The organism is Rhodoferax ferrireducens (genome assembly GCF_003347515.1).
In the GTDB taxonomy this organism is placed as follows: domain Bacteria; phylum Pseudomonadota; class Gammaproteobacteria; order Burkholderiales; family Burkholderiaceae_C; genus Rhodoferax.
The window spans coordinates 93891-117922 of sequence record NZ_QEII01000314.1; the positions used below are offsets into that span (position 1 = coordinate 93891).

Genomic DNA, 24032 nt, shown 5'->3' on the forward strand with positions numbered 1-24032 from the left:
CGTCGGATTCCGATAGCATGTTTGCTCAAGGATCAAACATGCCATGCCTATCCATATCGGTCACCAGACGCGAACTGCCCTAGTCACTGTCGGCTGTGTCGGCGTCATCGGCATGGCCGGTCTGGCCCGCGCCGAACCGATGGTTGAATTGACCGCAACGCACATCCCTGCGTTTGGCCCGGTCAAGAACGTCCCATGGTGGGAGAAAGAGGCCAGTCCAGCGTTGGATGCCACCGATGTCGAAGGCCGGACAAACGATGCCGATGATGCAATCTCAGCGCAAGAACTGCTTGTCAGGAATCGTCCAGCGGGTCACTCAGATGCCGGACGAAGTGAAAGAGGACAAGCCGCAAGATCGCTGTTGCCGGCGGGCGCCCAAGTCACGGGGCCATCGACTTCATTCGCGGAGGCCTCGGGTGTCAAAGAGGACGCGGCGTGGCGCGCTGAACTTGCCCACACCGTTCTGGACGCGGTTCGCCCGGCCTACGAAGGACTGGCCGGCGCTGGCGTCCTGGGTGCCATACGCGATATGGAGTCTGGGCTCGGCCTGGACAGGGGCTGGTCGTTTGATGACGCACTGTCAGGCAATTACTCGCCGAATGGAGGCCCGGGCTCCCATGCCGAATCGGTGTCGTGGGCCGGGTCCGGCAATCGATCCGACACGTCCAATCGACCGCGCTCCGCCGCACAGATCGCCGATGACCAGAGGAACGCCGCAGTCCTCCTGGAAAAATTCATTGACGAAATCATGCCGTGGGTCCTCGCGCTGGTCGGGGTGTATGCGCTCGGGTACATGGTCAAGTTTTCGCTGGAATACAGTCAGTGGAGAGCGGTACGCCGGCGCAAGCGCAGCGCCTTCAGTTCAAGACAGCCGGTACGCACGGTGCGCAAGCGACACAGGCGACATAAACACCGCCCCACGGTCTGATTTTCGACGCCTGTTGCCGATTATTTTTGGGACAGCGGGCGCTCAGCGAGGAAGATTTCAATACGGCGGTTCCTGGCCCGACCGGTCTCGCTGTTGTTATCCGCAATCGGCTCGCGCGAACCCCGGCCATCGATCTGGATGCGACGCCCATCCACGCCGCGCGAAACCAGATAGTCGCGTGCGCTGGCCGCACGGTTGACCGACAAGGGATTGTTGATGGCGTCAGATCCGGTGCTGTCGGTGTGTCCGATCACACGGATTTCAGTATTGGCCTGGCTGCTCAAGCCTTGCGCAAACTGGTCAAGAATGGGCCGCAGGTTCGGCCTGATGTCGGATCGGCCTGTGTCGAACGAGATATCACTCGGAATGTTCAGCTTGAGCTGGTTGTCGGGCGTCTGCGTCACAGCCACACCGGTGCCCGCCGTGGCCTTTTCCATGGCGGCCTTTTTCTGGGCCATCTGGTTGGACCAGATGTAGCCCCCCAGTGCACCCAAACCGGCGCCGACTGCCACCGCGCCCCGGTCATCCCCGATGGCCGCACCCGCCAGGGCGCCTATGCCCCCGCCGATGGCTGCACTGCGCTGCGCATCGCTCATGTTGGCGCAGCCTGTGGCCAGCACGGCGACGGCGCCAAAAATCAAAGCGATCGAACCGCTACGTGATGCAATAGTTGTCATAAGTCATCCTTCATGTGAAGTTTTAGTGTAACTATTTGGCGCTTTTCATGGGGGAGGCGGCTCCCCGCACGGGCTCAATGATGCAGCGTAGTAGCACCGTCTTTGTCCATTTTTGCGTTTTCGCAATGGGCGATTTCCGGTTTCTGAATTTAATGATTCACCAGTCAGCCGCAGGTGCGGCGATGCCGGTTCGTGCATGGCCCGGCTGCGACGCGAAGGAGGCCCACCATGAGCACGATCACGACAAAAGACGGTACCCATATTTTCTATAAGGATTGGGGGGCGGGACAGCCGCTGGTGTTCAGTCACGGCTGGCCCCTCAATGCGGACAGTTGGGAGTCCCAGATGCTGTTTCTGGCCTCACACGGCTTTCGCTGCATCGCCCATGACCGCCGCGGCCATGGCCGGTCGAGCCAGCCTTGGGGCGGCAACGACATGGACACTTTTGCTGACGACCTGGCCTTGCTCATCGACACGCTGGTTCTGCAAGACGCCGTTCTGATCGGCTTCTCCATGGGCGGCGGTGAAGTGGCCCGCTACATCGGCCGTCACGGCACGCAACACGTGGCCAAGGCGGCGCTGATCGCCGCCGTGCCACCGCTGATGCTGAAGACGCCGGCCAATCCCGATGGTGTGCCGATGGCGGTGTTCGATGGCTTGCGGGCCAGCGCCACCGCCGATCGCGCCCAGTTGTACAAAGATCTCGCCAGCGGCCCGTTCTTCGGGGCCAACCGGCCCGGTGCCAAGGTTTCGCAGGGCATGATCGACGCCTTCTGGCTGCGCGGCATGCAGGCCAGTCACAAGAGCACGCTGGACTGCATCAAGGCCTTCTCCGAGACCGACTTCACCGACGACCTCCAGAAATTCGACGTGCCGACGCTGATCGTGCATGGCGACGACGACCAGATTGTCCCGATCGCCACCTCGGCCTTGCGCGTATCGAAGCTGGTCCCGAAGGCGAGCCTGAAGGTCTACGCCGGGGCACCCCATGGCCTCGCGGATACGCACAAAGACCAGCTCAACGCTGATCTGCTGGCTTTCCTGCGATCCTGAAGTCGAGTTTGAATTGCTCAGTCGCGGCGACCAGCGCGCTGGCAATACCGGGTTCGAAGGCCGCGTGCCCAGCGTCTTCAATCATCCGAAAACTCGCCTCGGGCCAAGCCTGATGCAGGCGCCAGGCGGAGCGCGGGGGGCACACCACGTCGTAGCGCCCCTGAATGATGACGGCCGGCAGGTGGCGAATTCGGTCCACGTTGCGGATCAGCTGGTCGTCCGTCAAAAAAGCGTCGTGGCGAAAATAGTGCGCCTCCAGCCGGCCCACGCCCAGCGCCACCGCGTCCGAGCCAAACTCGTCCGCCACCTCGGGGTGGGGCAGCAGATGCAGGCAACTGCCCTCGTAACGGCTCCAGGTACGCGCCGCCTGCAAATTTTCTTCCGCGTTGTCGCTGAACAGGCGCTTGACGTAGGCTTGCAGTAAATCACCCCGTTCTGCCTCTGGAATATTGGCCACGAACTGGGCATGCTCTTGCGGAAAAAACCACTGGACGCCATTCAGAAACCAGTCGATCTCGGGCTGGGTGCACAGAAAGATGCCGCGCAGGACGAAACCGGTGCAGCACTCGGGGTGCGCCTCGCCATAGGCCAGGGCCAGTGTTGAGCCCCAGGAGCCGCCAAACACCAGCCACTGCGTGATGCCCAGCATCTGCCGCAGGCGCTCGATATCGCCAATGAGCAGCTGGGTGGTGTTGTTGCGATACTCGCCCAGCGGCGTTGACTTGCCCGCGCCGCGCTGGTCAAACAGCACGATGCGGTAGTAGGCCGGGTCAAAAAATTGACGATGCCGCGGTGACAGGCCCGCGCCCGGCCCACCATGCAGGAACAGCACCGGCACCCCCTTGGGGTTGCCGCACTCTTCCCAATACAGGGTGTGCACCTCGTCCACTGGCAAGCGGCCGCTGCGGTAAGGTTCGATGAGGGGATAGACGGCGGTGCGCAGGGTCAATTCAGTCACGGGCATTTCCTTTCGATGGGATGGCGACACTGTAATCTGGCGTGCAGTGCCCGCGTGCGTGGATGGTATGGTCAGGCCATGAAAACACAAATTGATCATCTGGTTGTCGTGGCGAAAACCTTGGAGCTCGGCGTGCAGTGGTGCGAGGCCACGCTGGGCATCACGCCCGGTCCGGGCGGTGAACATGAACAGTATGGCACCCACAACCGCTTGTTCAAAATCGCCACACCGGCCCACCCGCTGGCTTATTTCGAAATCATCGCCATTAATCCAGACGCCAAAAGGCCCGCCAATGCGCCGGCCAGGCGCTGGTTTGACATGGACGATGAGGCGCTGCGAGCGGCCGTCGCGATTGAGCCAAGGCTGGTGCATTTCGTGGCCAATACCGACGACATTCAGGCCGCCCGCATCGCCTTGAAGAAGCAGGAGATTGAACGCGGGCTGGCCGTGCAAGCCAAGCGTCATTCACGCAAAGGCGTATTGCAATGGCAAATCACCGTGCGCGAGGATGGGCAACGTCTGTTCAATGGTGCACTGCCCAGCCTGATTCAATGGGGCAAACCCGATGCCGCCGAGCCCTTGCGCCTGCACCCCCGGAACAGCCTGCCGCGTTCGGGCGTGACGCTGCAGAGTATTGGTGTCACCCATCCCACGGCCGTCAAACTGCAGGCGGCTTTTGAGGCCATCGGGCTCACGGGTGTGGCGGTTGAGACGGGCCCGGCCAACATCACCGCAACCCTGCACACCCCCAAGGGCACCATCGAGCTTCATAGCCACGGGATTTAGCGGCAGCTCTCTAATCCGCACGCTTTTCGTGCACGGATGCACTGAGTTTGTGCGATACTAGGGTTTACCCTAGGAAGACGGGGGTGTCGTCTTCATTTCCGGAGTCATCGCCATGAACATCCTCTTTTCCCTGTGGTTCTCTGCCCGAAGTCTGGTCCGCGCTTGGGCGCGCCTTGTCGACCGGCATGAGCAGCGGGATCTCGAATCCTATCTCTCCCAATCCCAGTCTCTCGCCGACCTTGAGTACCGCGAACGTCACGGGATGCAACCTCACTAATCGGGCGGCCTCCCGTTGCCAACGGGCACCCGACCCAGACTTTCCAGAACATTTATATGCACATCTTTTTTTTCCTCAAATCTCTTTTCGCCGCCCCCACATTCGAGGCGGGTGAACGCGTCAATCTGGTTCGCCGCGGCACCATCGAGCGCACCGACGGCTACGTTGTTGGCCAGACGGCCGAGGGCGTCCTGGTCGAATGGCCGCGCGCAGGTTCCAGCTTTGTGGACGCCTCGGAGCTGTCCGTCATCGGCTAAATAACTGGCACGGCGCTCTTGTCATGCGCTGTTCGCAGGAAGCATCCAGTGGCATGGTCGTTGACAATGCCCACCGCCTGCATCCACGCGTAAACGATCGTTGGCCCGACAAACTTGAAGCCGCGCCGCTTCATTTCAGTCGAAATCCGTGCTGAGAGCGGGGACGAGGCGACGAAAGTCCTGCCGTCACCGTGGAGCACCTGGCCATCGGTGAAGGACCAGCAGAACGCGCTGAAGTCCTCTGCCCGATCCGCCATGTCGCAGAAGATGCGGGCGCCCTTGATCGTGGCCTCGATCTTGGCGCGCGAGCGGATGATGCCCGGGTTGTCGAGCAGTCGAAGCACATCGCTTTCAGTGAAACGTGCCACCTTGACCGGATCGAAGCCGGCGAACGCTTCGCGGAACGCCTCACGCTTGCGCAGCACCGTGATCCAGGCGAGGCCGGCCTGGAAACCTTCGAGCATCAGCATCTCCCACAATGCACGTGAGTCGTGCTCCGGCACGCCCCATTCTTCATCGTGGTACGCCTGCATCAGCGGCTCAGTGCCGGCCCAGCTGCAGCGTTGGCAAGTAGGCAGGCCGGTCGTGGCATGGTCAGTGTTCAAAGTTCAAGGCCGGTTTAGCGGTCCGCAATTGGTTTTTCGGTGAACAAGTAGTCCTTCAGTTCGCTGGAAAACTTGGGGTCTTTGCGCCGGAGCCACTCCTGCACCATGGAGGCGTGCTCCTTCTCCTCGTCTCGATTGTGCTCAAGTATGGCACTACAAAAAAACCTGTCGAAAATGTTGGAACTCCGCGTGGCGCGTCCTCCAGGACGACAAAAAGCAAGGTCTCAGCTTTGGTGAATCCGCAGAGACCGGCCGCTGTCGCCAGGCGCTGCTGCGCCTCATCCACCGACGACGCCTCCACGGTCAGCTGGATTTGTCGGGTCACTGGGTCAAAGGCACAGTAAAAGCGGCCCCTGATGCCGATATTTTCCGCTTGTCGAAATGCTGAAGTGTTCATGACTTGATTACCGGAAAAGTTGCGTGCTTGAATTCAAGGGTTCAACAAAATTCACTGGCCTGATCCATTTTTCATGCCGCATAGTAGGTCAGACAGGCCTTGCGCATCTGTGCGACACCGTACGCTGTGTGGCTTACATTTGAGGCGTTCCCTTTGTCATCGAAAATCACCGCGGGCGCCTCCTGGCCCAGGACCAACTACACATCAAGGCGCCCATGGTTGCTGCATATAAGCCACAAATTACCCCCATCTCCTACGACGGTATTGACAGCAATACTTCAGCAGGGGCGTTGCCCGAGCTCCTGGATCGCCTCGATTCACGAGGGGGCTACGACCCCCGGACCGGCAAGCTGACCCCGTTCAAAAACATGAGCGATGATTTTGACGAGAGCCTGATCAACGAAATGCTCGACAGCCTGACCGCCGCCGTGGAAGCGGGCTTGAGCACGCCAGCCACTTTCTTGAAGGACTTCTTTGCCACTGACGCAGATGTGCAGAACTTTGCCGATGCACTGGATGAGTACGCCGACGAAGGCACGTTCTGGGTCAATGACCGGCACTTCAACGCCTTCGTCAATGCAATCAATGCCGACGAAAGAGACGCGGTGACTTACGCGGCGATGGCAGAACGCATTCGCGAACTGGTGGAGTTGGCGCGTGAATCGGCTCAAAAATCCGCCAAATCGGCGGCCAAGAAATCCAGGTAATTGATTCAGGGAAACCCTTTTAAGTTTGCTGTCCGTCAAATGCCGAGCAGCGCTTTGGCCTCGTCCAAGGCTTTCAAGGAGTCCTCGTGCTTGCCTTCCTTGTGCAGCTTCTCGCCCTCGGCACGAAGGGATTTAACTTTTGACAAATCAGCGGCAGCCAGAGCGGGTTTGGTGGCGAGCTTGGCATCAATCGCTTTCATCTCGTTCGGACAGTGGTTGGCAAAAACTGAAGTGGCAACAAGAGCCATTGAACAGAGCAGAAATTTTTTCATACGGCACCTCATGAGTGGCCAGAATATGCTGGCGAATTAATTTTCATGCAGCCCAACTGGGGCGTCCGCGCCTTTTGGGATAACTACTCTCTCAGTGATGTTTTCCTGAGTTGGCGGACAACGCGGGCGAGTTCATACGGGGGGCGCGGATTGGCCGTCCCTACGTCCACTACTGTTTGCCCATGGCCACCGCGTCATGCCCCAGCGTGAAGGCTTCTTCAAACACCGAGTAGCCTGCCCAGTCGCTGTGGGCAAAACTCAGGCGATCGTGGGTTATCACTTGTTGCTCTCGTTTTTGTAGCTTCTTTCGCATATGGAACGGGGGCTGCAGGCCGATTTCATCCCTATTTCTCGGTACAGGGATGGCCATGGCGTGGCCGTAGCGTGTGATGTCGATGCGGCTGGTCTTGGCGGCCAAATCGGGATGCGCTACAGCCAGCTCGGCCAGGATCTCGTCGCGCCACGCCTGCCACGGTTTCTCCAGCAGTTGACGCCGGCCAGTGCCGGGGCCGCCGCGCACGTCGCCCAGCGACCGGTAATAGCTCAGCACCGTGGCGCCCGGCACCGGCCGCAGGCTCTGGTGCATGGCGTCCACATAGCCCAGGCCGGGCGCGCCATACAAGACGTTGTCCCAGCTCGGCGCCGGGCCGGGGCGGTCATGCAGCGGGGACTTGATGTGGATATTGGCCACCAGCCAGGGCGCATACACGGTACGGAGCGCCGCCTGGCGCAAAAAGTCGGGCGCATCCTGCACCACACGGGCCGCAACAAAAAGCGGCAGCGCGACGATGGCGCGACTGGCCTGCCAGCGCTCCACGGTCTGGGTGGCGGTGTTGAAGGCGTCCACCTCCACGCCGTGTTTGAGGTTGGCGATGCGCAGCACCACGCGTCCGGTGTGCAGGCGCTCCTTCAAGGGGGCGGCCAGGCGCTGCGTGAGCCAGGCGTTGCCCTCGGGCCAGGTCAGCACGCCCTCGCGCTCCGCCGTCTCCATGCCGAGTGCGTGAAAACCGTGGCGGCTGGCAAAGTAGTGGAGGCCGGCCCAGGCCGACACGGTGGCGACGCCGGCGCCATAGTCGTCGCGGCAACAGTAGTCCAGGTACCAGCGCAGCTGCGGGTCACTCAGGCCGTTCTGGCGCAGGTATGCTTCGAAAGTGATAGCTGAAAGCGCATGTTGTACGGGGGCTAGAGGCCTGTTTGACACTGGAATCGTCCAGCGCGCCTGCTGGCGAACCTGCTCCACCAGGGCCGCGAACTTTTGGTACTGCTGCAGCGTTTCGCGGCCCACCCCTTGCATGGGCAGCAGGCCGTCTTGCCATTCGCCATTGAAGAACAGGCGCTCCTGCGGGCTGTGGCACAGGTGGCGCTCGTCGTATTGCCAGCGGCCGGCGATGCGACGGCGCAAGCCCAGCTCTTCCAGCAAGTCCTGCACCGCGGGCGCATCGTCGCTGGGCACGGGCAGGTAGTGCGCGCCCAGTGGGCAGGCGATGCCGTTCACGGCGCCGCCTCGGCTGTTGCCACCGGGGCTGTCCTCCAGCTCCAGCAAAGCAAAATCGTCGCGGCCCTGCAGACGCAAGGCGCGCGCGGCAGCGAGGCCGGCCACGCCGCCGCCGGCAATCAGCACGTCGGTTTTGAACGTGACGGACGGCGCCGGCCACGACTTGCCATCGCGCAGCAGATGGCCACGTTCATGGTTGATGCCGGTGAAGCCGCCGCTGATGTCATCGGGTTTTGTGCAGCCGAGCAAGGGCAGGGCGGAGGCGGCGAGAAAGTGGCGGCGCAGAATTCCGGAAGATTCTTGTGATGGCGCTGGCTTGGCGTCCATCAAAGTGCGATAGGGCTGGTGCGCAGGGCTTGGAGTTCTCTTGGGCTCAGACGCATGGTGTTGTCAGGTGAAGTATTTGGCAAGTTTACTGTGCCACCTGAAGAAAATGAGAGAACAAGCCCATGTGAGCCCACCATGGTCAAGTGCGAGTGGGGTCTACTCTCGGTGATTCGGCCGTCAAATGGCGTGGCCCAAAGCCTCAGCCTTTGGCTGCAAGTAGTCTGTCAATCCTTGAAACCACATCACTTCCACAAAGTCGCCACTGATCACCAGATCCTCGTCGTGCAGGGCTGCCAGAAAGGCTTCCTTGCCATCCTTGGCGGAAAGAATGGCATACCCCCTGGCCGCATCTTTAAAAGTCAGGCTGAACTTCGGACTGCCAGTGAGTCCCGCGATAGAGCTCACCTGACCATTTCTGATGCTGAAATGGCGGCCAACTCCGTCATTCGTTTGAATCTGAAATACAAGTTCCTTTCCTTCCACATACTTCGCGCACGCAGGATTTCTTTTGACGGCTCTCTGTAGTAGCTTCGTCAAGGCCCATAGCAAAATTTTGAACTTCAACATAGTGGTTTACTTTTTTTAAATTTGTTTCGTACGTCTCTACCGCGGACTACTCGCCGAGAAACTGGAGAGCATGCTTCAGGAAGCGTTCCGGGTACTGGAACTGCGCCGCATGGCCGGCGTCCGGGTAGACGAATAGCTGCGCATTCGGGATGTTCTGGACCATGTACCAGGAATTGATGGTTGGAATCATCACGTCGTTCACGCCATTCAAGATAAATGTCGGCTGTTTGATGTCACGCAAGTGGGCGAAAGGCGCTTTGGAATCCAGCTTTGGCAGGTAATACATGTTGGCCTCGACTTGGGCCTGTATCACGGCGGGAGAGCTTGGCGGATCCTGGTCCACACGCTGGTGACGGCGCTTCCAGAAGTCGCGCCCGGCTTGCTGCGCAACTTCGGAACGACCAAAGAAAAGGAACAGGAAATCCTCGACCGTCGGAACCGGACGCGGTGCCGCTTCCAGCACGCCAGGATCTGAGTCGGGATTGCCACCCCGTGGCCCGGTTCCCAGCAGCATGAGCTGGCGAACCAGATCAGGGTGGCGCCGCGTCAGGTCCTGGGCCTGAAACCCACCCAGCGAGAAACCCAGGACATCAACCTTGGGAATGCCAAGTGCTCGTATGACCGCTGCCGCGTCGTCTGCCATATGTTCAATGCGGGTGCGGGGTTGGCCGGACGAGGAGGCAACGCCACGACCGTTGAAGAGGATCACCTCGCGCCCGGCCGCCAACCCGTCGGTCATCAGCGGGTCCCAGTGGTCCATGCCTCCACGGAAGTGCTGGAGGAAGAAGAGTGGCGGCTGGTCCGTCGCAGGGTTGCCCCAGCGGCGGTAGGCAAACTGGTCGCCATCGATTTCCACGAAGCGGGTAGGGGCGGTGAGGTGGGTGTGGTTCATGTTGAAATCCTTCGGTGATGAGTGGGGTCTGCCTGCGCTGCTGCGATCTCAAGTCACGCTTCGCACCGGCAACACGAATCGCGGCTTGCCGAGCACTTGGGTCGCAACCCGTGATGCCAAGCGCCGCGTCAAGAAGCGCACGCCGAAGGTTGATAGCTTGTTGAACAGGCCGGGCACCACCGTGCGCTTGCCAGCCAGCATCGCGCGGATCGCGGCCTGCGCCACAAACTCTGGGCTTTTCGTCGACGCGTTCGCGATCCACGAGTAGTCGCCCCCGCCGGACGCGGCGTGGAACGCGGTCTCGGTGCCGCCAGGGCAGATGCAGGTCACCGACAGCGGCGCGCCACGGTGCTCGTCATGGAGGCCCTCGCTGAAGTTGCGCACGAATGCTTTCGACGCGGCGTACAGCGCCATGTTCGGCACCGACTGGTACGCGCCGGTCGACGCGATGTTCAGCATGTGCGCGGGCGTGGTGCTGGCCTTGTGCGCGTCGACGAAGCAGCGCGCGAGCGCCACGAGCGAGGTCATGTTGAGTTGGACGAGCTCGGCGTCGCGCGCCCAGTCGACCTCGTCGAACCGGCGGAAGTAGCCGAACCCGGCGTTGTTGATCAGGATGTCGATCGGACCACCGGCGGTCGCGGCCGCCCACAGCGCACGCGCGGCATCGGGCTTGCCGAGATCTGCGGTGACGATCTCGACCTTGACGCCCTTGCAGGTCGCGGCGACCGCCTCCAGTGCGTCGCGGCGCCACGCCGTCAGCACGAGATCGATGCCCAGCGCCGCGAGCTCACGCGCAATTGCCGCACCAATGCCGCTGGATGCGCCGGTCACCAGTGCACGCTTGCCCATGTGGGCGGAGGTGTAGGTACTCATATCGTTCTCCTTGTTGCGTGTAACGGCCAAGGACCTCCAAGGCCTGCGAGGTTTGCGTGTTCGAGTTCGCTGCCATCAGGGACGCTTGATGCTCAACCCGCGAGCGCCGGATAGTCCGTGTAACCCTTGGCGCCGGGCGTGTAGAACGTCTCCGGGGCAGGACCATTCAATGGTGCGTCTTGGCGCATGCGCTCGACCAGGTCAGGGTTGGCGATGAAAGGCCTGCCCATGGCGGTCAGGTCCGCGCGGCCTTCGCTCAGCGCCTGTTGTGCGCTGGCTTTGTTGAGCCCGCCGGCGAGGATGAAGGGGCCGTCGAATGCAGCCTTCAAATCGGCCTTCAGCTTCACCGGAACAGGCGGGGCGCCCATGGCCGAATGGTCCAGGACGTGAACGTACATGAGGCTGAGTGCGGAGAGTTGCTTCACCAGAGCCAGGTACTGTTCGTCCACGCCCTCGAATGCGCCGGTGCTATTGACCACACCGTGAGGCGACAGGCGGATGCCGACTCGCTCAGCGCCGATCTCCTTCACGGCCGCACGGGCGACCTCGAGCACCAGCCGGTTGCGCCCTTCGGCGGTGCCGCCGTAGCCGTCGGTGCGGCGGTTGACATTGGCGTTCAGGAATTGCTCAAGAAGGTAACCGTTGGCCGCGTGCAATTCAATGCCGTCAAAGCCGGCCTTGATCGCGAGGCGTGCGGCCGTTGTGTACTCTGCAATCACGGCCTGGATGTCGGCCTCGGTCATGACGCGCGGCGGCGTGTGCGGCTGGCTGCCTTGCGTATCGGTCCACATCTCGCCAGGGCAGGTCTCGGGCGAAGGTCCAAAAACTTCGGCGCCGGCCGGCAGGTTGGCCTGGTGGGACACCCGACCGGTATGCATCAGCTGCACGACGATCTTGCCGCCCTTGGCATGGACCGCGTCGGTCACCAGCTTCCAGCCTTGCACCTGGGCGTCATTGAACAGACCCGGTATCCGGGCATAGCCCAAGCCGTTGGGCGACGGTGAGGTTCCTTCCGTGATGATGAGGCCGGCGCTTGCACGCTGGGCGTAGTAGGTGGCCATCAGGCTATTGGCCGTGTTGTTGTCGCTCGCGCGGCTGCGCGTGAGCGGGGACATCACAGTGCGATTGTTGAGCGGGGTGGCACGCAGGGAGAAGGCTTCGAAGAGCATGGGGTTGTCCTTGGAAAAATGGAAAAGGGAGAGAAAGGAAAGAGCAGCAACGGTCAGTTAGCTGGAATCAACCGATCTTGTAACGAGGGGCCGGCGTTCCAGCTTGGGTACCCGCGAACAGTTCGGAGCGAGCTGCTTCGTACTTTTCCCACAGACTTGCATCGGCGACTGACGGCCAGGTGATCGTTTCGCCCTGGTCCAGGCCCGCCAGCGCCGCATCGACCATGTGCTCGGTTGTCATCAAGGTCTCCTTGTTGAGGGCCGCCAGTGGGACGCCCGACAGATCCCAGAGCTCGGTGGCTGTCGACGCTGGCAGGACCAGCTGAACCTTCACCCCGGTTTCAGCCAGTTCTTGCTGCAAGCCTCTGCTGTATTGCAATACGAAGGCCTTGGTACCGCTGTAGATGGCGCTGATCGGCAGCGAGTGGACGGCCAGGACGGAAGCGATGTTGATGATCAGGCCCTGGTTCCTCGCCACGAAGGCCGGCACCGCAGCTTGCGTCAGGCGCGTCAGTGCGGTGATGTTGAGGGCAATCTGGGACAGCACGTCGTTTGCAGACGTCTGGGCAACAGGTGCCAGGCGCGCAACACCGGCATTGTTCACCAGGACTTGCACATCCGCATTGGTGGCCAGAATCGTCTCGATTCGCGCCACATCCTGATCTTTGGTCAGGTCGGCCACGATTGGATCCGCTTTGACGCCGTGCGCCTTTGAGACCTGCGTGCAGAGGGCTTCCAGGCGGTCAGCGCGCCGGGCGACAAGGATGAGATCGTATCCACGCGCAGCGAGGCGATCCGCATAGACGGCGCCGATGCCGGAGGAAGCCCCGGTGATAAGGGCGAATTTTTTAGAACGAGGATTTGTCATTGATAGCTTTCTAATTAAATTGAGTGCTTAACGTGCGAATGCCTGAATCTGCCTATCGGGCAAGGAACTCCAGTGCGCTGGGCACGAAATCGGCATGGAACTGGAATATGCCGCCATGACCCGCATCGGGATAAACGATCAAGGTGCTGTTCGGAAGCCGCCGCGCCAAGTCGTGGGTGTTCGGCGTCGGGACCATGCGGTCAGCATCACCATTGACCACGAGTACGGGTTGCTTCACGACCGAGAGGTCCACGGGTTCTTTTTTGCCCCAGGCACGCAGCGCCTCCAACTGGGCTAGAAATGCACTCACGGTGATTTCCTTGTCACGATTCTCAGAGCGCTCCTTCAGTCGATCAAGGAACGCCTTGCCAGCCTCGATGCCATTGGGTGTACGCGTGAAGAACAGGTACTGCTTCGCATCCTGGCCCGTAAAGAAGCCCCTGAGCATGTCGTAGAAGGTCACACCCGACACTGAACTGATGCCCTCGCCACCCGCAGGTCCTGTTCCTGCGAGAACCATTTTTCGCACGAGTTGTGGCTCCTTCAAAACGATTTCCTGGGCAATCATGCCGCCCATGGAAAATCCCAAGAGGTCAACCTGCTTGAGCCCCATCGCCTGGATGAAAGTGATGGCGTCGTCGGCCATTTGCGCCATCGAATTCGACGGTGAACCACTCGACGCCCCGATGCCGCGGTTGTCAAACGCGATGACGTGGTGCTTGGCGGCAATGCCATCCACGATGCGCGGATCCCAGTTGTCGAGTACGGCTGCCAGGTGGACGAGAAGCACCACCGGCGTGCCACCATTGCTCTTCCCCAGCTCGCGGTACGCGAAGCTCACGCCGTCTGCCGTGATGGTTTGCGTTGCTACGGTTTTCCAAGAATTTTGGGTTACACCTTGGGGTATCGCTGCTGGCAACTCAGTGGCTGTCGCATAGAGGGATGCGGCCAACGTGAGTCCGAAGATGGCGAACTTGAGTAAATGCTTCATGATGCCTGGGGCAGGTAGGCTGGACGTGGTGCCGTCAGACCTTGCCGGATCTGTTGGGTCAGCGCATCGGCCAGCACTTCATCCGCACCCGCTTCCAGTCCGTCCAGCGCGCGCTGGACGATTTCCTCGGCGCTGCTCTTCTGAACTTCGAAGCCCCGTGTGAGATCGGTATCGACATAGGCCATGTGCAAGCCCAGCACCTGGGTCTTCTGCCCCGCCAGCTCATGGCGCAGTGCATTCGTCAGCGACCAGGCTGCCGACTTGCTCGCCGAATAGGCGGCCAACTCGCCACCGTTGATCCACGATGCGACCGACAACACATTGAGCAGCGCGCCACCGCCATTGGCTTTGAGCACGGGCGCAAAGGCCTTGCTCATGTTCAGCATGCCAAAGACGTTGGTCTCAAAAATGCGGCGTGTGACTTCATCACTGTCCGGTGCGAGAAACCCGCCGGGTTGGGCGATGCCCGCGTTGTTAATCACCAGCGTCACATCAGATGCTTGTTGAACGGCAGCAGCGACCTCTTCAGGTTTGGTGACGTCAAGCTGCAAAGCCTCGACACCCGGCAAGGTCACGGAGGCGGGATTGCGCGCGGCAGCGTAGACCTTGCGCGCGCCACGGGCGAGCAAAGCGCGCGCAAAGGCCAGACCGATTCCGCGGTTGGCGCCGGTGATAAGAACAACAGAATTTTCAATTTTCATGGGGGACTCCTGGGGTTAAATGGGTACTAGGCATGACGAACGTCATACAAAAAGACGTGCCATTGCGTGAGCAATGGCGACGATTCAGCGAACCTTGATCACAGCCTTGCCTTTGGCACGTCCGCTTTCGACGTAGGCCAATGCCTCGTTGGTGGATTCGAAGGAAAAGACCTTGTCGACGACCGGGCGTATGGCGCCCGACTCGATCAAGGGCGTGATCTGCCGCAACTGGCTCCCGCTGGCTTTCATGAACAGGAAGGAGAAGCCGACATGGAGGCGCTTCGCTTTTCTGCGGGTTCCAAAACTCAGAGCGCGCATCACCTGTTTCACAAACCAGGGGGCCTTGATTTCTTCAGCAAACGCGGGATCAGGGGGGCCAGAGATGGAGATGAGTTTTCCGCCGGGTTTGAGCACATTGAGAGACTTCCCTAGCGTTTTGCCATCCTGGCTGTTCAGGACCACGTCGTAGTCGCGCAAGACATCCTCAAAGTCCTGCTTCTTGTAGTCGATGACGACGTCCGCGCCCAGACTCTTCACGAGCGCGACATTGGTCGTGCTTGTCGTCGTGGCGACGGTCGCGCCCAGATGCTTGGCCAACTGGATGGCAAAAGTGCCGACACCACCGGAGCCGGCCTGGATGAAGACCTTCTGCCCCTTCTTTAGCTTGGCCCTCTCGACCAGCGCCTGCCAAACCGTCAAAGCCACCAGGGGAATGGAAGCGGCTTCTTCCATCGTGAGATTCTTGGGCTTGAGCGCCAAGGAGCCTTCTTTGACGGGGACGAATTCCGCGAACGTGCCGATCCGAAAATCATCCGGCCGCGCATAAACCTCATCGCCTGGTCTGAACTGCCGCACGCGCGGGCCGACCTTGACGACCACCCCTGCCACATCGTGACCCAAGGCGGTGGGCAGTTGATAGGGCAGGATGAGCTTGAACTCTCCGCTCCGGATCTTGGTGTCCAGCAGGTTCACGCCTGCGGCGTGGACCTGGACCAGGACTTCGTCATCGCGCAGCTCCGGCGTCGGCATCTCTGCCAAGCGCAACGCGCGCTTTTTCCCATATCTCTCAAGAATAAATGCTTTCATGTTTTTTTCCTTATGTAAGTGCGACTGCAAGAACGCCATGGCGAGCGCGATCTCGACGGCAACGGCCACCAAGACGTCGGGCCCGACAAATAGTGCCCAGAATGCGGTTGATGGGGAGGTGTCGCGGCATATTCATGCGTTGACGTCAACGACGGTGCGGCCCTGGACTTGTCCGGCGAACAATCGCTCGACGATCGCGGGCACGTCGGCCAGGGCCACCACCTGAGTCGTTCGCGCGAGCTTGCCCAGATCGAGGTCCCGCGCCAGTCGTGACCAAGCCTCGATGCGCACTTGTTGGAGCGCATTGACCGAATCGATGCCGGCCAGCGTTACGTTGCGCAGGATGAAAGGCAGCACCGAGGCCGGAAGATCCATGCCCTGGGCCAGGCCGCAAGCGGTGACCACGCCGCGGTACTTGGTCTGTGCCAATACATTGGCCAGCGTGTGGCTACCCACCGAGTCGACGGCGCCGGCCCATCTTTCAGCCGCGATCGGCGCGCCCGGCCCCGAGAGGGTCCGGCGATCCATGATCTCGGCGGCCCCCAGGCTGCGCAGATACTCGCTTTCCTCAAGTCGCCCTGTGGACGCGACGACGCGGTAGCCCAGACCCGACAGGAGGGCGATGGCGATGGAGCCGACGCCGCCATTGGCACCCGTCACGAGAATGTCTCCGTGCTGGGGTGTGAGCCCGCCATGCTCGAGCGCCAGCACCGACAGCATCGCCGTGTAGCCCGCCGTCCCGATGGCCATCGCGTCCTTGGTGGACAGGGCCGCTGGGAGTTTGACCAGCCACTCGCCTTTCACGCGCGCCCGCTGCGCATAGCCGCCGTGGTGGGTTTGGCTCAAGCCCCAGCCATTGGCGACGACGCGGTCGCCCGCCGCGATGCCGGGGTATGAGGAGGTCTTGACCGTGCCGGCGAAGTCGATGCCGGCAATCAGGGGGAACTGGCGAATCACCTCGGCACGACCGGTGATGGCCACGGCGTCCTTGTAATTCACGGTGGAGTAATCGACGTCGACCACGACGTCTCCGGGCATGAGGTCTTGTTCGCTCAGCGAGACCACGCTGGTCGTAATCTTGTCACCCGTCTTGCTTGCGAGCAGTGCTTGGAATGTCATCGTTTTCTTTCAAATAGAGTGTTATCAAAGGCCAAAAGCGGCATGCGAAACGGCTAGCCGCCTAGGCTTCGAGTCGAAGGTCTTTCCGAACCCCGGCATCCAGCACGCTGGCGGGCGCAAACCTGCGCAGCAGGCGCATGCGGTTGGCCATCAGGTGCACGGCCCAACAAAAGGGTTCGCCGGGGGGGGGCGGTATGTTTATGTCGCATGATGATTATCATATTTATGGGTGAGCGAAAAGGCAGTGAGTCTCCGTGGATTCAGGCGGGAGGCAGGTGCTTCAATGCGGCCGCGCACAAGCTGTCCGACAGCGCGGGGTCGTCGACCACTCGGGCCAACAGCAATGTGCCCACCATGGTGGAAACGGTCACGAGGGCGCGTTCGTGGGCCCCGGGCTGCCCCCAGTCAGGCGACTGACGGGCGACAAGATCGATCATTTCCTTGATGTGCCGGGTGGTCACGCGGCGGACTTCGGGCGCCTGGCGCGGTGTCTCCGAGCCCAGTGCGGCCAGGGGACATCCCATTTCAATCTGCACCAGATGCTCTGGCGAGAGGTAGGCGCGAAGCATGGAGGCCAAAGCCTGTCCGGGAGGCACGCTGGCAACAACCCCCGCCACGACGGCGGCTGACTCCGCGCACGCCCGGCCCGCGGCTTCCGCCAGCATGGCCTCGCGCGATGCGAAGTGGGCATAGAAGGCGCCATGGGTCAGGCCGGCCTCCTTCATGATGTCGGCGACGCCGGTGCCGTCGTAGCCGCTGCGCCGGATCGCCCGCGCCGCGGCGGATACGATGCGCTCGTGGGAGGCTTCCTTGGCTGCTGTTCTGACGTTGTGCTTTGAATTTCGCATGATGCATATCATACACAATTTCCCAAAAACACGTGCAGGGACATTTTGGCAATGCCGACCGACCGACTTGAGGGGCAACCCCCGACCTTGGCAACCGCCTTATTCCATTTCTAAATCATCCGTGTCGTTGTTGCTTCGCCTTGTCGTGCTACAGCACTGCCTGCGGCTTCGCGCCTAGACACGAATGATTTGGAAACGGAATTACTTCGCCACCTTCCCCCACTCCGCTTCATACGTCGTCACCAGCAGCTGATTCGACAAACGGTTCACCGGCGTGGGCAGCCGCGCCATGTCCAGCGGAAAGTCAAACAGGGGCGGCAGGCTGTGCGGTGTAAGGAAGCGCAGGCCTTCAGGCAGGGCTGTGGGCAGCCGGTACGGCCGGCGGCTGGCGACGACAAAGCCCCATTCACCGAAGCTGGGCACATGCGCGTGGTAGGGCGTGGCCGTGAGCCCGACCGACTCGATGGTGCTCACCACGGTCCAGAAACTCTTGCGCGCCACCAGCGGCGAGGTGGTCTGGATCACGGCATAACCGCTGGCGGCGAGGTGTTTGTCCAGCAGCGCGTAAAACGAGTTGGTGTAGAGCTTGCCGATAGAAAAATTGGTGGGGTCGGGGAAGTCCACCACGATCACGTCAAAGGTTTCTGTGCTGCGCTCCATCCAGCCGAAGGCATCGGTGTTGATGACCTTGACCTTGGGCGACTGCAAGGCCGCGCCATTGAGCTGCACCAGTGTGGTTTGCGTGGAGAAAAGCGTGGTCATGGCCGGGTCCAGTTCGACCAGGGTGACGCTTTCCACGCCCGGGTATTTCAGGATTTCACGCACCGCCATGCCGTCGCCGCCGCCCAGCACCGCTACTTTTTTCGGCACGCCACCAGAAGCTGAGAAGGCCGCCATCACCGGGTGCACCAGCGCTTCGTGGTAACGGTATTCGTCGCGCTGGGCGAACTGCAGGTTGCCGTTCAAAAACAGCCGGTAGCCGGCCCGGCCCTCGCCACCGCCGTAGGTGAGCACAATGCGCTGGTAGGGCGAGGTGCTGGCAAACACCACGCGGTCCTGGTACATCTTGTCTTCGGCCCAGGTGGTCATCTGGTCGGCCGCCGCCATGCCGGCGGCCAGCGCGGCCAGCGTGGCGACGCAGGCGAAGGCGTGCGCCCTGAATTGCCGCAACTCATGGCGAAACAGCCACAGCGCCCACAGGGCCACGGCCGCGTTCATCAGGCCAAACAACAGGCCGGTGCGGATCAGGCCCAGCTGCGGCACCAGCACCAGCGGGAAGGCGAGCGACACCGCCAGCGCGCCCAGGTAGTCATAGGTCAGCACCTGCGACACCAGGTCTTTCAGCGCGACGTTGCGCTTGAGGATGCGCATCACCAGCGGAATCTCCAGCCCTACCAGCGTGCCCACTGCCAGCACCAGCGTGTACAGCAACAGGCGAAAAGAGCCAGGCAACCAGGCGTTAGCTATAAAAAGAATAGCTGGTAGCGCACCACCGACGAGGGCTACCATCAGTTCTATGCGCAAGAAGTGAGCGGGGAGCTGGCGCTCGAAAAAACGCGACAGATACGAGCCCACGCCCATGGCGAACAGGTAGGTGCCGATGATGGTGGAAAACTGCAGCACCGAGTCGCCCAGCAAATAGGACGCCAGTGCGCCGGCCGCGAGTTCATACACCAGGCCGCAGGCCGAGACGACAAAAACCGAGGCCAGCAGGGCGACTTCAACCGGGCGCGGCCCGGTCTGCTCGGCCGGGCTCACCCGTGGATGGCGGCTGCCACGATGATGCAAATGCCCAGCGACATGGCGGCCACCACCAGCGCCAGCGCCCGGTTTTGCTTTTCGACAATTTCTTCCCACAGGTTGTAGGGCGTGAGCTTGTCGATGATCACAAAGGCCACCAGGAAAATGATCACACCCATCAGTGCAAACATGATGGAGCCAAAAAAGGCTCCCGATTTCAACCATTCCATACCCATGATGCGTTCCTTTAAAAATTCAAATCGTCGTCATCGCGAGCGCAGCGTGGCAATCCAGGCTGCATGGATTGCCACGCTGCGCTCGCAATGACAGAACAGTGTCATTTATGTCCACCGCCACTGGAGAAGCCGCCAAACGAGCCGCCGGAGCTGCGCGAACTGGTGCTTGAACAATTCTCGACCTTTGGGTCGCAGCGGGAGCAGCGGCTCATCAAGAACAGGAACAGCAGGATGATGAGAAAGAGCACGATGACCGTGCCGCAGCCTACCCCTTTGGTGAGGCTGGCGGGACCGGCGTCGCTGCGCTTGAGCAGCTCTTTTTTGTCTTCCAGCTTGAAGGCCTTGGCGACGGTATCGCTCTCGATCTGGTTGCCCGCCGACCAGGTGACTTCGTTTGGCGACTGCTCCAGCGACAGCAGGCTTTTGCCGCTGGCAAAGTCGCGGTTCGAGGTCTTTTGCCCGCGGCTGACCTGCCAGTAAAACTCGCCGGCCACATAGGTGGTCTCGGCGCTGTAACTCTCCTTGAGCTGGTAGCGGGTGCCCAGGTACGTGGCGCTCTGGCCGTTGCTGCTCATCACCGGCGCGCCGGTGGTGGGCTTGACCACGCTCCAGCCCTCGGTCGAATCCACCAGAAGAGTAAAGCCGCGTTTGGCGTTGTAGAGCAGATACTCTTCCCAGCCAAACTGCTCGTCGGGGTCGCTCGGGTCGCGGCCCATGCGGTGCTGAAAGCCCACCACCTGCCAGTCCAGACCCTGCAGTTTGCCTACCGTGCCGAGGGCGATCAGGGGCTTCACCGGCTCGTCCTGAATCGCGTGCTTCAGCTCCGCGCCGACGCCCTGAGACAGGTCGATGAGGCTGTTGCAGGAGGCACAGCTCACGCTCTTGCTGGTGGCCAGCAGCACCGCCACGGGCGCGCCGCAGTTGGGGCAGCTGAACTGGCGGCCTTTTTCATCCTTGACCGATTCGTCGCGCAGGCCGGACAGCTTGAGATCGTCCAGCAACACCGATTGGCCGATGGACACATTCGGCGGCTGGGTGCCGTAGTCGATGCTCAGCACGTCACCCGGCGAACGCCCGGTGGAACTCGTTGCCAGGTTTTGCCCGATGAGCCTGGTCCCGCCCTCCGGGTTGGTGCTGCTTGTGCCCTGGCTGCGCAATTCCACCATCGCAAAGGGCTGGCCCAGCGCCGGCAGGCGCGGTAGCTCGCCCTGCGCGGACATCAGGCTCACCTGCTGGTTGGACGCAACGGTGAATGAGGTGCCGTTGATGGCGGTGGTGGCGCCAACCCGAAAGCGCTCGGCCGCCGGCAGTTCGCGCTGCAGGGCCAGGGGCGTGCTGAAAACGTAGGCGCCGTTGTCTTCGCTCAAAAAGGCGCTGCGGCCGTCCGCCAGCACAGCGTGCCACTCGGTCCAGGTGCCTTCGCCATAACGGTATTGCAGGCGGCCCACCAGTGTGAACGCCTGGCCCTTCCAGTTGCCGCTGACCTGAAGTTGCAACGGGCTGTGGTCGTCGAACAGCTCGGCCATCTTGCCGATGCGCGAGAGCGTTTCGCCACTGCGCACCACCGTGCTCTGGCAATAGGCGCAGACTGCATGGGTGGACTGCGCACTGCGGAATTCAACCGGCGCGCCGCAGCCGGGGCAGGGCGCGCGGTAGGCGCGCTGGGGGGATTCGGTGGCCAAGCTCAGACCAGTTTTTTCAGCAGCTCCGCCTTCTTCGCGTCAAACTCTTCCTGCGTCAGAATGCCCTTGGCTTTGAGTTCGCCCAGTTTTTCCAACGTCGCCATCACGTCTTCGGGTTTCACGCCCACCACGGGCGCCGCAGCGGCCGGGCCGGCAGCCGCGCCGCCCTGCAAACCGGCCTGCAGGTTCTGCGCCAGCACCTGGCCCAGGGCGACGCCTGCGCCCAGTCCCATCGCGTCCCCGGCAATGCCACCGCCACCGGAGCCGGCACCTTCGGCAAATTTCGGAATCGCCTGGGCCGTCTGGTACTGCATGAACTTCGCCATGTCGTTGCCCACCATGCCCATGCCGATTTTCTGGTCGAGGATTTTTTGCAGCTCCTCCGGCAGTGACAGGTTTTGCACCGTCATGCCTTCGAGCTTCAGGCCGATCTTGGCGAACTCGGGCGCCAGCTGCGTGGTGAGCGCCTGCGCAAACATCAGCTGGTTGGCGGCCAGGTCCAGAAATGGAATGCCGCTGCTGGCGATGGCATTGCTGATGTTTTGTAGCACCAGTCCGCGCAATTGGCCATCCAGATCGCCCACGCCGTAGCTGTCGCGCGTGCCCGAAATTTCGGTGTGGAACAGTGCCGGCGTGGCCACGCGGAAGCTGTAGTTGCCAAAGGCGCGCAGGCGTATGGCGCCAAAGTCATTGTCGCGGATGGTGATGGGCTGGGGCGTGCCCCACTTCTGGTCGACCTGCTGGCGTGTGCTGAAAAAATACACATCGCTCTTGAAGGGTGACTCGAACAGCTTGTCCCAGTTCTTCAGGTAGGTCAGCACCGGCAAGGTCTGGGTGCCGAGCTTGTAGGTGCCGGGTCCGAACACGTCGGCAATCTTGCCCTCGTTCACAAACAGCGCCATCTGCGACTCGCGCACGGTCAGCGAGGCGCCGTTCTGGATCTCCATCTCCGCCATGGGAAAGCGCCAGGAAAGTGTGCCATCCGAGGTTTCGGTCCACTGAATGATGTCAATGAACTGTTTCTTGATGAAGTCCATGAGTGCCACGGGCTGCTCCTGTAGGTGGGATGGGATTGGAATGATACCCGGCGTGGGGCAATGCGGCGCGATTTTGCGTTTTCTCAATGGAGGGTTTTTCCGGTCGCGATAAACGTATCGCCTCAAGACTCAAAAGACGCGCGAGCCCTGCATTCGCAGATGCCGGGAATGCTGGACTGTTTGCTTCAATTTCATACAAAGCCATGTCAATTGCCCTGCACTTTGTCCCCACGAAAGCCCCGCCCATGAATGGCGCCCTGCGCCAGCGCTGGAGGCGGCTGGTCCTGCTGAGCGCCTTACCGTTGGCGCTGATCGCCTGCGGCAAGTCCACGGGTGCGCCCGACGGCGCCGGGGGCGCCATGCCGCCGCCCGAGGTGGCGGTGGTCACCGTCCAGGCCAAGGCCCAGCCGGTGGAGCAGGAATATGTGGGCCAGACCGCAGGCTCGCGCGAGACCGAAGTGCGGGCGCGGGTGGCCGGCATCCTGCAAAAGCGCCTGTATGAAGAGGGCACGACGGTCAAGGCCGGCACGCCCTTGTTCCAGATTGATCCGGCCACTTTCCAGACCCAGCTCGCCTCCGCCGAGGCGGCGGTGGCGGTGGCCGAGGCCAGGCTCAACCAGGCCCGGCGTGATGCCGCCCGCCTGGGGCCGCTGGCCGCCGAAAACGCCATCAGCCAGAAGGAATTCGACGACAGCAAATCGGCGCTGGAGACCGCGCAGGCCTCGCTGAAGCAGGCCACAGCGCAAGCCCAGGAAGCGCGCCTGAACCTGGGCTATACCCGGGTCGTGGCCCCCATTGGCGGCACCACGGGCAGCGCGGCCAAGTCGGACGGCAGCCTGGTTTCCGCGGGCGACAGCCTGCTGACGACCCTGGTGCAAACCAACCCGATGTACGTGAACTTCAGCATCTCGGAAAACGACTTGCTGCGCATGACCCGGCAGGTCAGCAGCGGGCAGCTGACCGTGCCCGGCAAGCGCGCCGCCAACGGCAGTCTGGGATTCACGGTGACCGTCAGGCTGGCCGACGGCAGCCTGTACCCGCGCAGCGGCAAACTCAATTTCGCCAGCGAACGGGTCAATCCCCAGACCGGCAGCTTCGATGCGCGGGCCGAGATTCCCAATCCGGACGGCAGCCTGCGTCCCGGCCAGTTTGTCCGTGTGGTCCTGGGCGGCGCGAGTCGCCCCAACACCTTGAGCGTGCCGCAGCGTGCCGTGATCGACAGTCCGATGGGCAAGATGGTGTTCGTGGTAACCCCGGACAACAAGCTGGCCCCGCACCCGGTGGAGCTGGACGGCTGGACCCAGGGCGAGTGGATTGTGAGCAAAGGCCTGAAAGACGGCGACCGCGTGCTGGTGGACGGTTTCATCAAGGCGCATGAGCCGGGCATGACCGTCAAGCCCGTGCCGTATGTCGCCAATGCACAGGAAAAAACCGCTGCAGCGCCCGTTAATAAAGCGTCATCCGCTACAAAATAAGGAGCGACG

General features: G+C 61.7%; 27 protein-coding genes and 1 pseudogene. 7 read left to right on the plus strand and 21 right to left on the minus strand.

Annotation, left to right across the window (positions count from 1 at the left end; genetic code table 11):
* Positions 1-43 precede the first annotated feature (43 nt).
* On the plus strand, positions 44-928 hold the full coding sequence (locus C5P05_RS26640; protein ID WP_114972882.1) for a hypothetical protein: 885 nt from the start codon (positions 44-46) through the stop codon (positions 926-928).
* A gap of 20 nt (positions 929-948) precedes the next feature.
* Here the strand turns inward: C5P05_RS26640 and C5P05_RS26645 are convergent, their stop codons facing one another.
* The gene (locus C5P05_RS26645; RefSeq protein WP_114972883.1) at positions 949-1605 is read right to left on the minus strand and encodes an OmpA family protein; all 657 of its coding nucleotides are present in this window, start codon (positions 1603-1605) and stop codon (positions 949-951) included.
* A 174-nt stretch (positions 1606-1779) separates the two neighbouring features.
* Here C5P05_RS26645 and C5P05_RS26650 point away from each other — a divergent pair, with 174 nt between their 5' ends.
* On the plus strand, positions 1780-2658 hold the full coding sequence (locus C5P05_RS26650; protein WP_420130780.1) for an alpha/beta fold hydrolase: 879 nt from the start codon (positions 1780-1782) through the stop codon (positions 2656-2658).
* Here C5P05_RS26650 and pip read toward each other — a convergent pair.
* On the minus strand, positions 2624-3622 hold the full coding sequence (gene pip / locus C5P05_RS26655) for a prolyl aminopeptidase (protein ID WP_114972885.1): 999 nt from the start codon (positions 3620-3622) through the stop codon (positions 2624-2626). The genes C5P05_RS26650 and pip overlap by 35 nt on opposite strands.
* A 72-nt stretch (positions 3623-3694) precedes the next feature.
* Between pip and C5P05_RS26660 the strand changes: the two genes are divergently transcribed.
* The 3 genes from C5P05_RS26660 to C5P05_RS26670 all read left to right on the plus strand — a co-directional run bounded on the left by C5P05_RS26660 (position 3695) and on the right by C5P05_RS26670 (position 4936).
* On the plus strand, positions 3695-4402 hold the full coding sequence (locus C5P05_RS26660; protein ID WP_114972886.1) for a VOC family protein: 708 nt from the start codon (positions 3695-3697) through the stop codon (positions 4400-4402).
* A gap of 112 nt (positions 4403-4514) precedes the next feature.
* Positions 4515-4679, plus strand: a complete 165-nt coding sequence (locus tag C5P05_RS33860) for a hypothetical protein (RefSeq protein ID WP_157979465.1) — start codon at positions 4515-4517, stop codon at positions 4677-4679.
* Between the two features lie 56 nt (positions 4680-4735).
* Positions 4736-4936: a hypothetical protein gene (locus tag C5P05_RS26670; RefSeq protein WP_114972888.1), complete on the plus strand. Its 201-nt coding sequence runs from the start codon at positions 4736-4738 to the stop codon at positions 4934-4936.
* Here C5P05_RS26670 and C5P05_RS26675 read toward each other — a convergent pair.
* Together C5P05_RS26675 and C5P05_RS35340 are read right to left on the minus strand one after the other, a co-directional pair.
* Positions 4933-5514 (minus strand): DNA-3-methyladenine glycosylase I, encoded by a 582-nt coding sequence (locus C5P05_RS26675; RefSeq protein WP_269813970.1) that lies wholly within the window; start codon positions 5512-5514, stop codon positions 4933-4935. The genes C5P05_RS26670 and C5P05_RS26675 overlap by 4 nt on opposite strands.
* A 41-nt stretch (positions 5515-5555) precedes the next feature.
* Positions 5556-5717 (minus strand): hypothetical protein, encoded by a 162-nt coding sequence (locus C5P05_RS35340; RefSeq protein WP_420130781.1) that lies wholly within the window; start codon positions 5715-5717, stop codon positions 5556-5558.
* Positions 5718-6153: 436 nt separating this feature from the next.
* Between C5P05_RS35340 and C5P05_RS26685 the strand changes: the two genes are divergently transcribed.
* Positions 6154-6645, plus strand: a complete 492-nt coding sequence (locus C5P05_RS26685) for a hypothetical protein (RefSeq protein ID WP_114972890.1) — start codon at positions 6154-6156, stop codon at positions 6643-6645.
* Positions 6646-6680: 35 nt separating this feature from the next.
* On the opposite strand, the gene C5P05_RS26690 is transcribed toward C5P05_RS26685, so the two are convergent.
* The 17 genes and pseudogenes from C5P05_RS26690 to C5P05_RS26770 all read right to left on the minus strand — a co-directional run bounded on the left by C5P05_RS26690 (position 6681) and on the right by C5P05_RS26770 (position 22557).
* Entirely contained in the window at positions 6681-6917 is a 237-nt protein-coding gene (locus C5P05_RS26690) for a hypothetical protein (protein WP_114972891.1), read from the minus strand.
* A 169-nt stretch (positions 6918-7086) separates the two neighbouring features.
* A complete protein-coding gene (locus tag C5P05_RS26695; protein WP_114972892.1) occupies positions 7087-8739 on the minus strand; it encodes an FAD-dependent oxidoreductase in 1653 nt (550 codons plus the stop codon).
* A 177-nt stretch (positions 8740-8916) separates the two neighbouring features.
* Positions 8917-9306, minus strand: coding sequence for a helicase (locus C5P05_RS26700; protein ID WP_114972893.1), 390 nt, complete (start codon positions 9304-9306; stop codon positions 8917-8919).
* 46 nt (positions 9307-9352) lie between these two features.
* Positions 9353-10198, minus strand: a complete 846-nt coding sequence (locus tag C5P05_RS26705; RefSeq protein WP_114972894.1) for an alpha/beta fold hydrolase — start codon at positions 10196-10198, stop codon at positions 9353-9355.
* Between the two features lie 48 nt (positions 10199-10246).
* Positions 10247-11071 (minus strand): SDR family NAD(P)-dependent oxidoreductase, encoded by an 825-nt coding sequence (locus C5P05_RS26710; RefSeq protein WP_114972895.1) that lies wholly within the window; start codon positions 11069-11071, stop codon positions 10247-10249.
* A gap of 92 nt (positions 11072-11163) precedes the next feature.
* Positions 11164-12240 carry an alkene reductase gene (locus C5P05_RS26715; RefSeq protein WP_114972896.1) on the minus strand — a complete coding sequence of 359 codons (1077 nt, stop codon included), beginning with the start codon at positions 12238-12240 and terminating at the stop codon, positions 11164-11166.
* 67 nt (positions 12241-12307) lie between these two features.
* A complete protein-coding gene (locus C5P05_RS26720) occupies positions 12308-13108 on the minus strand; it encodes an SDR family NAD(P)-dependent oxidoreductase (protein ID WP_114972897.1) in 801 nt (266 codons plus the stop codon).
* Positions 13109-13160: 52 nt separating this feature from the next.
* The gene (locus C5P05_RS26725) at positions 13161-14099 is read right to left on the minus strand and encodes an alpha/beta fold hydrolase (protein WP_114972898.1); all 939 of its coding nucleotides are present in this window, start codon (positions 14097-14099) and stop codon (positions 13161-13163) included.
* Positions 14096-14800 carry an SDR family oxidoreductase gene (locus tag C5P05_RS26730; protein ID WP_114972899.1) on the minus strand — a complete coding sequence of 235 codons (705 nt, stop codon included), beginning with the start codon at positions 14798-14800 and terminating at the stop codon, positions 14096-14098. Before C5P05_RS26730 ends, C5P05_RS26725 begins: the two co-directional genes overlap by 4 nt.
* A gap of 84 nt (positions 14801-14884) precedes the next feature.
* Positions 14885-15886, minus strand: a complete 1002-nt coding sequence (locus C5P05_RS26735) for an NADP-dependent oxidoreductase (RefSeq protein WP_114972966.1) — start codon at positions 15884-15886, stop codon at positions 14885-14887.
* A 132-nt stretch (positions 15887-16018) separates the two neighbouring features.
* Positions 16019-17005: an MDR family oxidoreductase gene (locus C5P05_RS26740; RefSeq protein WP_114972900.1), complete on the minus strand. Its 987-nt coding sequence runs from the start codon at positions 17003-17005 to the stop codon at positions 16019-16021.
* A gap of 61 nt (positions 17006-17066) precedes the next feature.
* Positions 17067-17156, minus strand: a pseudogene (locus C5P05_RS34730) (short-chain dehydrogenase/reductase); the annotation flags it as partial.
* Between the two features lie 109 nt (positions 17157-17265).
* Positions 17266-17865, minus strand: coding sequence for a TetR/AcrR family transcriptional regulator (locus C5P05_RS26750; RefSeq protein ID WP_114972901.1), 600 nt, complete (start codon positions 17863-17865; stop codon positions 17266-17268).
* A gap of 189 nt (positions 17866-18054) precedes the next feature.
* Positions 18055-19641, minus strand: a complete 1587-nt coding sequence (locus C5P05_RS26755) for a polyamine aminopropyltransferase (RefSeq protein WP_232834673.1) — start codon at positions 19639-19641, stop codon at positions 18055-18057.
* Positions 19608-19829, minus strand: coding sequence for a DUF350 domain-containing protein (locus C5P05_RS26760; RefSeq protein ID WP_114972903.1), 222 nt, complete (start codon positions 19827-19829; stop codon positions 19608-19610). Before C5P05_RS26760 ends, C5P05_RS26755 begins: the two co-directional genes overlap by 34 nt.
* 101 nt (positions 19830-19930) lie before the next feature.
* On the minus strand, positions 19931-21511 hold the full coding sequence (locus tag C5P05_RS26765) for a DUF4178 domain-containing protein (RefSeq protein WP_114972904.1): 1581 nt from the start codon (positions 21509-21511) through the stop codon (positions 19931-19933).
* Positions 21512-21513: 2 nt separating this feature from the next.
* Positions 21514-22557: an SPFH domain-containing protein gene (locus C5P05_RS26770; RefSeq protein WP_114972905.1), complete on the minus strand. Its 1044-nt coding sequence runs from the start codon at positions 22555-22557 to the stop codon at positions 21514-21516.
* A 236-nt stretch (positions 22558-22793) separates the two neighbouring features.
* Between C5P05_RS26770 and C5P05_RS26775 the strand changes: the two genes are divergently transcribed.
* A complete protein-coding gene (locus C5P05_RS26775) occupies positions 22794-24023 on the plus strand; it encodes an efflux RND transporter periplasmic adaptor subunit (protein WP_114972967.1) in 1230 nt (409 codons plus the stop codon).
* Positions 24024-24032: the final 9 nt, after the last annotated feature.